The sequence below is a fragment of the Bacillus sp. FSL R7-0672 genome (assembly GCF_038601465.1).
GTDB classification, from domain to species: Bacteria; Bacillota; Bacilli; order Bacillales; family Bacillaceae; genus Bacillus; species Bacillus pumilus.
In genome coordinates, this window is the sequence record NZ_CP152010.1 from 3,407,788 (window position 1) to 3,420,987 (window position 13,200).

The window sequence follows — 13,200 nt, forward strand, 5'->3', positions numbered from 1 at the left end:
ATCTACACATCCTTATGTTCTTTTTGGTGATGATTCATGAGGTATATAAGAATGTTTTTCACTCGTTCGGTTCCTTTTCCATCAATGAGTGACCGTCCATTGAGATGAATGCTCCTGCGGAGAAAGTAGCTGCCGGACAGCCTTCGAACAGCACGCCATATATCCTTTTCATCCACAAGGCTTCCTAATCCAAGATGGTGACAGGCTCCCCTTTGTGCAAAACGAGTGGCTGTCACTGCTTGGTGGTCTACTTGTGAAAGGACAATGCTGGGCACCCCGATACAAACGGCCTCATATAACGTCATCCCGCCAGCAACAATCGCTAGATCGGCTTCTGCAAGACGGGTAGGTAATTGATCCGTATGACGAATGAATTGAATATGTGCAGCCTCGATTTCTTCTTCGATGCGAGAGGCTTTTCCTGTAACCGCTAGAATGTGTAAATGGCCTGCTTCGAGAAATGCTGATACAGCCTTTAATAATAATCCGCCTGGATCACTGCCCCCAAGGCTGATCACCACCTTCTTACATTCTTTGCGAACCTCATATGTGTCTTTTAATTTGCTGATCTCGTGATCTAACAATAAATAAGGTGTTCCATAAAAGTAGTCCGTTCCATTTACTTGCAGGTGCTTTTCATCTAGTCCACCATAAATGCCGTTTACGACAGCATCAGCAAGCTGGCAAGCTTCTGTTCTTTCTTCTTCAAATAAGACCAGTTTTGCATTTCTGGAGGACGCTTTGATCGATCGAAGGAACTGAAGGTCACAATCAAGGACATCGATTAGCAGAAGATTAGGATTTAGCTCTTTTATGTCCTGATCCATTTGAAGGAATACGTTTGATTCCTGCACCAAATGAACGTGCCATGCTGGATGCGAGAGCATTTCTACACAAATCTGTTCATTTGTATAGAAATATAAGTCGTTTCCTTCTTGAATCAGTTCCTTTGCCAGACGTTTCATTCTAACGATATGCCCCATTCCTCTTAAAAAACCACCGTACACAACAATCATGATTTTTTTATTCATTCAGCATCCTTCTGTCTCACAAATTGATTCAACCGAACCATATTAGGATCTTGTTCACAAATGGTGATGAGCTCAGCTGTAGGCACTGCATTAGACCCACCGGCTTTTTCAAGTAAACGGGTGGCAAATACATAATCTTCTTCTGTATCAATCGTGAATCGATAAGCAGGATATGCGAGTTCTTTGGGCGGTGTGAATAATTGCAGTTGAAATTGCTCAGGGTGCTTTCGGATATACAGCGTGACATGCTCACGCTCCGGCTGCGTAAGGGGGAAATTGTCGATTTTACGTAAAATAGTTGCGTTGATCATTTCCCCGGAAATACCGAGTGGTGTTCCGGTCGTATACGTGTAATCAGCCTTCTTCTGTCTATGTTCTTCAAGCATTTTCGACAAAAGCGCTGGATCTATAAATGGATTATCTCCCGTTAAACGTACAATGGTTTGTGGTTCAAAATGTTGAGCTATCTTTGCGAATCGCTGCAATACATCCATCTCACTGCCACGAAATACCTTATAGCCCTTTGATAAACAATAATGAGCCAATAGATCATCTTCTGCTTCGACTGTTGTGGCGATCATGAGGTTCTGCGTTTTGTGATTATAATAAGTTGATTGCTTTACCCGTTCAACGATAAAATCGATCAACGCCATACCACCGATTGGTTTCATCACCTTTTTTGGCAGTCTTGTTGAGCCCATTCTAGCCTGTATGACAAAGAGCACATCATTGATCATTTGTAGACTCCTGCATGAGCACATCTTTCCACGAAACCCCTGTATGGGCTGGAATGTCTCTGACAGCCTTGACGCCAAGTAAAATCTCCATGTACCGCGGATGCAGACCTTGGCTTTTTTGTCCTGGACGTAATACGGCTAGATTTTCTTCGGTCAATGTCTCGCCCTTTGCAATATCTTTTGTCGTAAAAATCCCTCGATACGCAAATTCACGAATCTGCCCTTCAATGGCTGTTGTCGTTTTAAAAGAACTGCCAAGGAGCTCCTCTGACACAGAATGAGCGTCTGTTTCTGATTGATTTCGGTCCTTTTCCGCCGCTCGAATATGCTGAACCATTTCCTTTAATTCTTCGGGATCGAGCGCAAAGGAATGATCGGCGCCAGGCAACGTCTTATCTATCGTAAAATGCTTTTCAATCATGGCTGCCCCAAGGTTCACAGCAGCAACAGGGGCTTCAGTAGGATGCTCACTATGATCGGAAAAACCGATGACTGCCTCTGGAAAAGCGGAAGCTAAGGTTTGGAGCACACGAAGATTCGTGTAAGCTCTAGGTGCTGGATACTTTGCGACGCAATGCATGATGGCAACCTGATCGTTTTGCACGCTTGTAATCGCCTCATATGCTTCATGAACATCTGCAATAGTGGCCCCGGCAGTTGAGAAAATGATGGGCTTTTGAAAAGAAGCTGTATGTCGCAAAAGAGGCAAATGATTGATTTCATAGGATGCCAGTTTGAAAGCTTTCGGATCGGTTTGATTTAATAAATCCGCAGATTCTTCGTCACACACTGTGCTTAAAAATATTAGCCCTTTTTCCTCACAGCGGGTTAATAACACCGGCAGCCATTCTGGCGGCAGTTCCATTTGTTCGACTAAGGAAAAAATGGACACCTCTTCTCCCTTGGCTGTTTCGTATAAACCTGGTTCCTTTTGATACATCCGATCAGCCTGGAACATTTGAAACTTCACTGCATCGGCACCTGCTTCTTTTGCCACATCAATTAAAGCAAGCGCCTGATCCAGCTTTCCATCATGGTTAATGCCTGCCTCTGCAATGATAAAGACAGGCGCACCATCCCCTACTTTGCAATCTCCAATGTAGAAATGCGCCATCTTACCTCTCTCCTTTTTTCGGCCATACATGGTAATACAAGAAGGCATTTGTTGTTCTAAATCCCATCTTTTCATACAGCTGAATGGCGGTTGTGTTATGCAGCTGTGTTCCGGCAGAAATAAAACGATGCCCTCTCTCATAAGAGACCTTCATCATCTCAATAAACAGCTTTTTCCCGATCCCTTTTCCTTGTACATCCGGTCTAATCGCAAACAGCTCAAGTGCCAGCTCATCGCCCTTGGTCATCCCTTGTATCAAGCCCACGACTTCATCGTTCACCTTTGCTACGATATTGATATCTGCACGTCCGAGCACATTATTTCTCATCCATTCTTGATAGAAATGCTGGACGACATTCTGGTCTAAAAATGGATCGAGGGCATACCGGCTTTTCACAAAAGCCTGATAAGCGAGTGACACCGCCTCATCGTATTCCTTTTCATTCGGCAGACTGATGATCACATCTTCACCTGTTGATGGCATTTCCAAGTGAACAGGCGGCGCTTCAAGACGAGTGAGACCGCCCACATAGTACACATGTGACAGCTTTTGGACGATGCGGTTTTTTTCAACATCCGCCGCTTCAAGACGTAAAAAGAAAAAATCGCATTTTTCTGTTCTCATCCAATTGATGAAGCGCTCCATCAATTCCTGAAAAGCAGAAGCTGACTCAGCTTCCGCAAACTTCACATGAAAAATATGCTGATCAAATATGCCGCTTTCCCATTTTGACCAGTCGTATAACAGCACTGCTTTGAGCTGGGCGCCACTGACAAGACCAAACTGTTTGAAGCCTTTCATTTGTTCAATTTGTTGACCGTATTTCTCAATCCAAGCGGACAGCACCTGATCGTCTATTGCATGAACGGTCTTCATGAAGATGCCTTCTGTTCTTTTAAAATAGACAGCACCGCAGTGATGACATCCTGCACATCTTCATCTGTCATACTGGGATAAAGAGGCAGTGAGATGGTCCGCTTGTAGTACGCGAGTGACTCTGGGAAATCCTCTGGTGAATAGTGGTAGGTTTGTTGATAGTATGGATGCAAATGAACAGGGATAAAGTGAACACTCGTGCCGATTTTATAGTCCTTTTGCAGCTGATCAATCAGCTCATTGCGTGTGATGAATGCTTCTTTCGGGTCCACTTGCAGTACATATAAATGCCATGCATGTCTTCCCTCTTGATGGACTGGCGGCAGGATCAGCCCTGCTTCCTTTTGAAATGCTTGATTGTATGCTTTCGCAATTTGTTCTCTCCGTGCCTGCATATCATCTAAACGGCTTAGCTGGACAAGCCCTAACGATGCCTGCACATCAAACATGTTCATTTTATAGCCAGGTTCCTCGACCTCGTAGTACCACGTTCCTTTTTCTCCATAACGATTCCATGCTCCCTTGCTCATCCCATGGAGTGCTAGTCTTCTGATCCGAGCGGCAAGTGCATCATCATTTGTCGTCAGCATGCCTCCTTCTCCGGTCGCTATATTTTTCGTCGCATAAAAACTAAAGGCAGTCGCATCACCAATCGAACCAACGGGCTGACCGTGGTACGTTGTGTAAAGAGCATGAGCGGCATCCTCTAGCACAAAGAGATCGTACTTTTTGGCAATGGCTAAAATCCGTTCCATATCGCACGATTGACCAGCAAAATGAACAGGGACAATCGCTTTTGTGTATGGTGTAATCGCCGCTTCTAGTTTCTCTACATCGAGGTTGAGTGTCGCTGGGTCAATATCGACAAATACAGGTGCTGCCCCTGTATGAATGATCGTATTGGCTGTTGCGCAGAATGTCAGAGGCGTTGTGATCACCTCATCCCCATTCCCAATCCCTTTAGCTTTTAAGGCTAAAAATAAAGCAGCCGTACATGAATTGACAGCGATCGCATGTTTTGCACCGGTCAGCTGCCGAAACTCTTCTTCAAACTGTCTGACTTTTGGTCCGGTTGACAGCCAGCCGGATTTTAAAGTTCCAATGACTTCGTCAATTTCTTCCTGCTCAATCAACGGCAGGGCATAAGGAAGAAATTGTTCTCTCTTTTTTTCCATATCGCTTGCACACCCCTATCTTCATCTCTGAAAATCCACACCTGTTTTTGTTTGAAGCAGAGAAAGCAGAACATCGGTCGATCGCGCATGCGGATAATGTTGTTTAATGAAATCAGCTCCTTGCCTCTTTGCCAGCTTCATCTCTTGATCATCCGACAAAATACGAATGGCTTTCTCAGCCAGTTCAACAGGGTTTTTCATATGATAGCTGCCAAGCGACTCGTAATAAGGGTATCTTCTGCCTTCTGTCATTTTCCCGATCAGCACACTCTTTTCAAAGAGCATCGCTTCAAGACCGACGGTTGATGTGAGCGTAATGACCATATCCATATATGGCAATAGGTCATACAAGTCGATCTCTTTTTTAATCAATCTCACATGATTTCCTGCTCGTTCAATGGACACATACTCATTTAATCGGTTGCGGGCAATTTCCCACGGATGCGGCTTCATGATCAACTGAATGTCTTTCCGTTTTGCAATCGTTTTAAGCACATCACCATAGAAGGCTTCTGAAAACGGCTGCGTTGCCACAAGCACGGTCTTTTTGGCAGGATTGAAGTTCAATTTACGAAAGATGAGTTCCTGCTGAAGCGGCGTTCGATCCTTCACCAAATCAAACCTCGGATGACCTGTGATCTCCACCTGTTCCAGCTGACAGCCTTTGTCTACATACCAGTCTTTTTCATACTTTCCAAACACCCCGTGGCACGTCGTGAAAATCGGCAAAAAGGCTTCGTCTCCCATCAGTGCGCCGTGCTGAAGACAGATACTCGTGAGCTGGCGTTTCACAGTTTGCAGTGCAAGTACGCGGCTGTAAGCATCCTCCGTTGTCCCCACAATGATGGCTGCAATTGGCTCCATCTGAAATAGCACTTCTGTCTGGTCAATCACATCAATAAATTGCACAATGTCCTTCCGAAGCTTTTCTCTAAAAAAGACATTGCCAAAGACCGGATGCTTTGCGTAAGGTTTAAGGAGAGCATTTGCTTTCTCAATATATTCAGCATGGGCTTCTTTATTAACCTCTCCTGCTAATTCCGGCTTGCTGATGACCGGTAAACCGAAATAATCTGCCTTCTTCCAGCGAGCAAGCACCACCGTTTGACTCGGATGGAACCGCATGTAATTTTGTTCAGTAAAACGCAGATGTTCAAAGTGAAGCAGGACCTTTCCATTCGCCGGACGATAAGCAATACGCTTGATCTGCTGCTTATGTTGATCAAAAAATGGCTGAATCTCTTCCGGCAACGGACAATCGGTTGTCAATTCTTGACCGAATGCTTCATCCTCCATACGTTCCCTTACCTCAGGACTGATATATTGATAGAAATTGCTGATCAACCCAAGGGGAATTTGTTGATAGGACAAATCCTTCATAAGATTCACATACTCAAAGTACACCTGCCAATAATGATGAATATAGTACGACACTTCAGGTCACCTCCCATGTCTTTGTTTTAATATATGGCGGAGCTCCCAGCAGGTAGACTGCTCAGGAAGTGCTTGAATAAAGGCACTTTTCTCTTCTTCCGCCAATTGATAGTGAATCGACTGTTCTGTGATGTAATTTGTATCTAAAACTTCATCATAGGGATAGAACGGATAAAAATGATTTAATCGAAAAAAGAACCGGGCATCCCCTATTCGATAAAAATGCGGACTCTCGTCCCAGTAAGACCCAAATTCAGTATGAATTTTTGTTAAAATAGAAGCACGATGAACGACCGAGCAATGATCTATGGCACAAGGTGCATTCCATTGCACCGTTTGCGCAGGTCGAATCGTTTCCTTTACTGGCTCTTTATTGCTATTTAAATAGATTACTTTCGATGCAGAATAGACAATATCTTCACTTGGTCGAGCATCTAGATAATGTGTGAGCTTCTCTAAACGGTCCGGGGCATAGACATTGTCATCTGTGGCATAGGAAATATACTCGCCCTTTGCTAGTTCTAATGCTTGATTAATGAGGACGGCGTATCGGGTTTTCGCTGTTCTCTCCTCCAGCGATTTGACACCACTTTGGATAAAATGAACACGGGGATCTTTGCGAAAGGGCTCAATCGCGGCAAGGGTTTTTTCGTTTGAACCATCGTCCATGATAAATAGTTCAAAATTTGACAGCGTCTGCTGCAAAATCGCTTCAATCGATCTGCCGACGTAAGCCGCCTTGTTGAAGCTCGTCATAATGACAGTTACTTTTGTCAAAGTTTTCACCTCGGTCTCTTTCAAACTATGTTTATCATATGTGTCTCCTCTTAAAGAGACTGTAGAGTGACCTATTTTTTATAAAATTGTATCTTTTTAATGATCTATCTTTGAAAAACGCGAACTTTTTGGTAATATAAGTAATCATTTATATGTATTAAAGGAGTAAAGAACATTGGAAGCTATGAAGAATGATCACTCCCAACAAGAGGAAGTAAAAGGTTTTTTTCGATTTTTCAAAATTTTCGTGGCGACAAAAACGATTATTCGCTCATATCAACATTCCTCTATTCCCATTTGGCTGATGATGCTCCTTGCAAGTATCGCTGGTACAGGCTGGGTCTACGAAGGGTATTTTAGCGAGTATATGGGCAATCATATTCCATTTCCTTTTATTCTGTTACAAGGTGCGGGATATGGTATTCTCGCAGGCAATCTCGGTCTATTTTTCGGTGTACTCATCCTAAAGTGGTTAGGTCGTCTTTTTTTCGGCAGTCAAACCGCGTATCGAGATGTACTGAAAGCCTGCACGCTGTCGGTCTTTTTCCCTTCTGCTTTATTTGCACTCAGTTGGATTTTCACGATTGGAATGCTCGGTCCGTATACGTTTGTCAAAATCTCACCCTATTTAGATCAGCATTATGAGGTTTGGTATTATCTCGATCTTTTAACACTGATTGATGCTTATGCAAAGACGTGGATATTGGGAATGGCTGTTTTAGGCATTGCCGCTGTGATGAAGCTCAGATTATGGCAAGCCTTTCTCATTGTGATCACACCGCTTGCTACATGTTTTCTTATCATTACTCTTTTATTTGGTGTCCAGCGCGCTGTAAATTGGATGATGTAAGGAAGGTTGCACATCATATTCGTAAGCAACGAAGCGCAGACCTGACAAAGAATGAGAAGGTTTGCCCGCGCCTAAGGAACTGCACCACAGTTCCTTTTTTTCGTTCAATGTACATATTCTCCCCTCCTGTCTCATAGTGTGAAAGAGAGAAAGAATGCTATGGAAACAACAGGTGCTCAAGCGCCTTCTGTTTAGAACACCATGAGGAAAGAGGAGGAACGTTATGAAATTGAAAAATCAATTTGGGCAAGGTTCGGGTTTCGAAGGTCAAGATTTTCGACAGCAACAATATGGAGCAAATCCGTATCCTGCGCAGCAGATGGGTTATTCAGTCCCTCCCCAAACGCAGGGTCAAATGCAAGGACAAATGCAGCAGGGATTTTCACCAATGCCGTCTACTGGTTCTTCACAAGGGGGGCAGGGCACGCAGAGCGGCGGGCAGCCGTATCAAATTCCTTCTGGACCGATTTATCAGCAGAATGTCACTGGTCAACTGCCAATCGAGCAGTCCTATATTGAAAATATTTTACGATTGAACCGCGGCAAGGTAGCCACGATTTATATGACGTTTGAGGCAAGTAAGGAATGGAACTCGAAGATTTTCAGAGGCGTCATTGAAGCTGCAGGACGTGACCACATTATCATTAGTGATAACAAGACAGGAACACGATACTTACTATTAACGATCTATCTTGATTACATTACGTTTGATGGGGAAATTCAATACGACTATCCATACTCCATGTCCACGTACTCTCCGAGGTAGATAACGCCACATATCGCAAAAGCAAGGAGCAGGCGCCCTTGCTTTTTTCTTTTGACTAGGTTTTTGTCACAACTCTAGGGTGCTGCTCATAAGATGCCTAGTAGTTTTTATCAAACACCTAGAGGTGACATTCATGACTGTTGAGCTGGATTATACATCACCAAATGTTAAATATTCATACGACCTGAATCAAAGTCCACTTGTGAAATACGATCAGCATAACCTGATTAACGTTTTAGGGAAAAAACAATTAAATTCGTTGGATCAAGTATCTCTGCTGGATATATATTTGAGTAAAAGCAAAGTCGTAGAGCCTCATTATCATCAAAATGCCGCAGAGCTTGTTTATTGTATAGCCGGTTCTGCTGCCGTCTCGATGCTGAATCCTTTTACAAAAAAACTGCACACCTATACCATCACCCCAGGACAGGTGGCAAACGTACCTCAAGGCTGGTGGCACTACGAAGTTGCCCTTCAAGACAGAACTCATTTGTTAGCCATTTTTAACGCATCTACGCCAGAAGTGATCCTAGGCTCAGACCTTCTCACCCTCACCCCTGCTCACATCATGGCACATACGTATTGCATGAACGAAACACAGTGGAAACAGGCGACGCAGCCTGTGAAGCCAAGTGCGTTTATCGGACCATTTTGCCACAGAGAAGAGGAAGCACAAACGAACCCTGTCCCTCCGTCTCACTACATCCCTTATTATCAAGCACCGCCAAACTACGCCCCTTACTGGAATTAAGAAAAAAACCGATGCCCCTCACAGAGCATCGGTTTTTTGGCTTATAAATTTTTTGCTGCTGCAATGACAAGCATGATCCAAGAAGCAATAAACGCCACTCCGCCAATTGGGGTAATGGCACCTAGAATCTTCACCTGAGTCAATGCTAGGACATAAAGGCTTCCTGAGAAGAAAAGGATACCTGCAAGCATCACCCAGCCAGCGGTTGGGACTAGAGAAACACCTGACAGCTTATCTGCAAGAAAGGCGACAATAAATAGTCCAATCGCATGGAACATCTGATATTGAACCCCTTTGTTCCAAATCTCTATATACTTTTCAGGGATTTTCCCTTCAAGACCGTGCGCACCGAAGGCTCCGAGTCCAACAGCTAGCATCGCATTAATCGCACCTAAAATGAAAAATAGTTTCATTCGTCATTCTCCTTATCTCGTCAATTATATTTATCATAGCGCGGGTGACAGACGATATTCAACTTTCCCTTTACGTTGACACGAGATTGTCGGATTTCTTTTTCTTTCGTAACAGAACTTGATCGACCGCGATCGCAATGAGTGTACCTAGAACAAGTCCATTGCTTAATAATGAAATGAGCACAGGATGCATGCCTTTCAAGGCCTCCTGCGGTACAAACATCGCCCCTACACCTGCTAAAACGGCAATCCCTAGGACAAAGCGAATCCGCGGAATTTCTTCTTTCTCATACTGATCAAACTCAGACATCGCAATTCCAATCATCGAGGAGAACACCACAAAGTTTACAGCAAGCCCCACAGGTGATGGCAATGCGGAGAAAAAGCTCATGAGCAGCGGGAACAAGCTAATGAGTACAATGAGCAGACTTCCTATGAAAAATGGCTTTCTCGATGGAATTTTCGTTGTCTGGATAAATCCTGCTGCCCCGGAAATAGGTACAGGCGCAATCGCTCCGATCAATCCGCTCAGTAAGTGGCCAAATGCTGCGACAAAACCAGCCGGACGAGCTCTCTTCCGCTCACGCAGTTCACCAAATGCCTTCACTGAACTTTCCACAATGCGAATACTTGCCAGCATGTTCACAATGAGTAATATCGTAATGAAAAAGGACGTGACAAGCAATCCACTGTCAAAGACTGGCATGCCGAATGGGAACAGCTTCGGAAACTCGATGATTTTTTCTGGAATTCGAACCGGCTTTGCCAACCCGAGTAGAGCGAATAACAACCAGCCTCCTGCAAGGGCAAATAACACAGAAAACTGCCTTAAGTAATGCCATTTTGAGCGGCTGATCATGAAGGTCAGAACAATAATCAAGATCGACAAGCAAAAGACAAGCCCATCCACCTGATTTCCCCGATAGCCGATGCCCATCAGCCCTTTCATGATCGGCTGACTTAACTGGACAACTAATAATAGCAAGTAAATGCCTGTGACGACTGGCGTAAATAAAGACGCGAGCCAATTAATGATTTTAAATAAACTAAAAATAAAAAAGAAAGCGGCACTAAAAATTAAAGCCCCTTGTAGTGCTTGCAGAGTTTCAGGATACGTCGCAAAGATGGTTCCTGTCATACCTGCATAAAGGGTATACACACCCCACCAAAGCCCTGCTGGACTTTCATTGATCGGCAGCATATGGCCGCATAAACATTGCACCATCGCCACAAGACCAAGTGAAAAGAATGTACTTTGAATCAGCTCTGCTGACTGCACTTGGTTCAATTCAAATGCTTGTGCAATCGCAATTGGTACAGCAATAGAAGCTGCGATAAAAAATGCCATCCACTGAATGGCGCCCAAAAATAGTTTCAAACCGATCACCTTCCCTTTGTCGTGACAAGACCATTAAAAATCAAAGATAGAGTCGCCGTTCCCATCCTTCTCTTTTTGCCCCTCTTCTTGATGCTGAAATTTCTTCGCACCACTCGCACCCATCAGTTTCTCAAGCATGGCTTGATCTGAGGATACGGGCGGCGCGGGCGGTGTCTGTATCGAAGAAGGTGGCGAGATAATCGGCGTTTGCGGCATTTGCACCTGTGATGGTGCATCGAGAATGACATCACATAGTGAAGAAATCGCCGCCACTTGACGTTTCACCTCTTCATCATTTCCACTTTGTTTCGCCTTTTGAACCGCTTCCTGCATTTTTTGGAGCAGGCTTGATATATGAATATTCAAGGGTAGACCCTCCAATCTAAAAAAGTCTCTTTTCAACATTATTTTACCAAATGAACAAACGAAATGGGTTCATTTTTTTAAAGCAGTCTGCTCCCGCCTCTCTTATTTGACCCGACATAGCCCTTCACACATAATAAAAGCAACAACATAGTTTATGAAAGGATTGAATAATGGACAAACTCACAACACTTTTTCAGAAACAAAAAGTCTTTCAAAAGCCGCCGGTGGAAGAACGCATCCGTCTTCTTAAAGACTTAAAAGCAGCCATCAAACAGCATGAGAAGGATATTTTACAAGCCTTGGCCCATGATTTACATAAATCCGAACAGGAAGCCTACACAACAGAGGTCGGGATGGTGTATGAAGAAATCAATCATACCATCAAGCACATCCACAAATGGGCAAAGCCAACACGCGTGCGAACGCCCCTCACTCATATCGGGTCGAAAAGTATGATTATGAAGGAACCTTATGGGAGTGTGCTCATCATTGCCCCTTGGAACTATCCTTTCCAATTGGCCCTTTCTCCATTAGTTGGTGCCATTGCTGCGGGTAATGCCGTTATTTTAAAACCGTCTGAGCTGACGCCGCAAGTTTCAGAAGTAATCAGTGCAATGGTGGAACGTGTATTTCAAGAAGACCATGCAGCTGTCGTAGAAGGCGGTGTAGATGTGAGTACAGAGCTGTTGAAATTGCCCTTTGATTATATCTTCTTTACAGGAAGTGTGGCAGTTGGCAAAGTCGTCATGGAAGCCGCCGCAAAGCATTTGACCCCTGTCACACTTGAGCTTGGCGGAAAAAGCCCTTGCATCGTCACGCCTGATGCAGATATCAAATTAGCGGCAAAGCGAATCACGTTCGGCAAATTCACCAATGCTGGCCAAACGTGTATTGCACCAGACTATTTGCTTGTTCATGAATCCATTAAAGAAGAACTTTTGCGGGAAATGACAGCTTGTATCCGTGACTTTTATGGCGAACAACCGGAAACACATCCGCACTTTGGGAAAAATGTCAGCCAGCGTCACTTTGACAGGCTCTCACAATTCCTCTCAAATGGAACGATCGTTACAGGTGGACAGCGCAATGAACACGAGCTCAAAATCGCTCCGACCATATTAGACCACATCACATGGGAAGATCCTGTCATGCAGGAGGAAATTTTCGGACCGATTCTGCCTGTCATGACCTTCGATTCTCTGCACGAGGCAGCTCATATGGTCAAAGCTAGACCGAAGCCGCTTGCGCTTTACTTATTTACAACAAGTAAAGAAACAGAAGCCTATATTCTAGACCATCTCTCATTTGGTGGAGGATGTATCAATGACACGCTCATGCATGTCGCTACTCCTTACCTGCCATTCGGAGGCGTGGGTGAAAGCGGCATGGGACGATATCATGGGAAAGAAAGCTTCTTTACGTTTACGCATGAAAAAAGCGTCCTGCGCCAAACCAATCGCTTCGATTTTTCCTTCCGTTATCCAAATGCGAAAAACGGACTCGACTTGGTTCGTAAATTTTTAAAATAAAC

14 protein-coding genes are annotated in these 13,200 nt (G+C 44.2%); 4 read left to right on the plus strand and 10 right to left on the minus strand.

Annotation, left to right across the window (positions count from 1 at the left end):
• Positions 1–2: 2 nt before the first annotated feature.
• The 7 genes from MKY18_RS17380 to MKY18_RS17410 are packed head-to-tail and all read right to left on the minus strand — an operon-like array spanning position 3 to position 7,145.
• Positions 3–1,031, minus strand: coding sequence for a glycosyltransferase (locus tag MKY18_RS17380; RefSeq protein WP_113767838.1), 1,029 nt, complete (start codon positions 1,029–1,031; stop codon positions 3–5).
• The gene (locus MKY18_RS17385; RefSeq protein ID WP_065097809.1) at positions 1,028–1,768 is read right to left on the minus strand and encodes a glycosyltransferase family protein; all 741 of its coding nucleotides are present in this window, start codon (positions 1,766–1,768) and stop codon (positions 1,028–1,030) included. The genes MKY18_RS17380 and MKY18_RS17385 overlap by 4 nt, the downstream gene beginning before the upstream one ends.
• Positions 1,758–2,882, minus strand: a complete 1,125-nt coding sequence (locus MKY18_RS17390; RefSeq protein WP_342497603.1) for an N-acetylneuraminate synthase family protein — start codon at positions 2,880–2,882, stop codon at positions 1,758–1,760. Before MKY18_RS17390 ends, MKY18_RS17385 begins: the two co-directional genes overlap by 11 nt.
• 1 nt (position 2,883) lies before the next feature.
• A complete protein-coding gene (locus MKY18_RS17395; protein WP_278177028.1) occupies positions 2,884–3,759 on the minus strand; it encodes a GNAT family N-acetyltransferase in 876 nt (291 codons plus the stop codon).
• Positions 3,756–4,934, minus strand: coding sequence for a DegT/DnrJ/EryC1/StrS family aminotransferase (locus MKY18_RS17400; protein WP_342497604.1), 1,179 nt, complete (start codon positions 4,932–4,934; stop codon positions 3,756–3,758). Before MKY18_RS17400 ends, MKY18_RS17395 begins: the two co-directional genes overlap by 4 nt.
• Positions 4,935–4,955: 21 nt before the next feature.
• Complete coding sequence (locus MKY18_RS17405) at positions 4,956–6,368, minus strand: CDP-glycerol glycerophosphotransferase family protein (protein WP_342497605.1); 1,413 nt, start codon at positions 6,366–6,368, stop codon at positions 4,956–4,958.
• 6 nt (positions 6,369–6,374) lie between these two features.
• Positions 6,375–7,145: a glycosyltransferase family 2 protein gene (locus MKY18_RS17410; protein ID WP_217012689.1), complete on the minus strand. Its 771-nt coding sequence runs from the start codon at positions 7,143–7,145 to the stop codon at positions 6,375–6,377.
• Positions 7,146–7,329: 184 nt separating this feature from the next.
• On the opposite strand from MKY18_RS17410, the gene MKY18_RS17415 reads away from it, so the two are divergent.
• From MKY18_RS17415 to MKY18_RS17425, 3 genes are all read left to right on the plus strand, one after another.
• Complete coding sequence (locus tag MKY18_RS17415) at positions 7,330–7,995, plus strand: YIP1 family protein (protein WP_260564464.1); 666 nt, start codon at positions 7,330–7,332, stop codon at positions 7,993–7,995.
• 223 nt (positions 7,996–8,218) lie between these two features.
• Positions 8,219–8,761: a spore coat protein GerQ gene (gerQ, locus tag MKY18_RS17420; RefSeq protein ID WP_065097803.1), complete on the plus strand. Its 543-nt coding sequence runs from the start codon at positions 8,219–8,221 to the stop codon at positions 8,759–8,761.
• A 133-nt stretch (positions 8,762–8,894) separates the two neighbouring features.
• Positions 8,895–9,512, plus strand: coding sequence for a cupin domain-containing protein (locus tag MKY18_RS17425; RefSeq protein ID WP_044140224.1), 618 nt, complete (start codon positions 8,895–8,897; stop codon positions 9,510–9,512).
• Between the two features lie 41 nt (positions 9,513–9,553).
• Here the strand turns inward: MKY18_RS17425 and MKY18_RS17430 are convergent, their stop codons facing one another.
• The 3 genes from MKY18_RS17430 to MKY18_RS17440 form a co-directional block, all read right to left on the minus strand.
• Positions 9,554–9,925, minus strand: a complete 372-nt coding sequence (locus MKY18_RS17430) for a DUF423 domain-containing protein (protein WP_003215282.1) — start codon at positions 9,923–9,925, stop codon at positions 9,554–9,556.
• Between the two features lie 70 nt (positions 9,926–9,995).
• The gene (locus tag MKY18_RS17435; protein ID WP_065097801.1) at positions 9,996–11,303 is read right to left on the minus strand and encodes a purine/pyrimidine permease; all 1,308 of its coding nucleotides are present in this window, start codon (positions 11,301–11,303) and stop codon (positions 9,996–9,998) included.
• 33 nt (positions 11,304–11,336) lie between these two features.
• A complete protein-coding gene (locus MKY18_RS17440) occupies positions 11,337–11,669 on the minus strand; it encodes a YwdI family protein (RefSeq protein ID WP_342497606.1) in 333 nt (110 codons plus the stop codon).
• A 170-nt stretch (positions 11,670–11,839) separates the two neighbouring features.
• Here MKY18_RS17440 and MKY18_RS17445 point away from each other — a divergent pair, with 170 nt between their 5' ends.
• Complete coding sequence (locus MKY18_RS17445) at positions 11,840–13,198, plus strand: aldehyde dehydrogenase (protein ID WP_217012690.1); 1,359 nt, start codon at positions 11,840–11,842, stop codon at positions 13,196–13,198.
• Positions 13,199–13,200 lie beyond the last annotated feature (2 nt).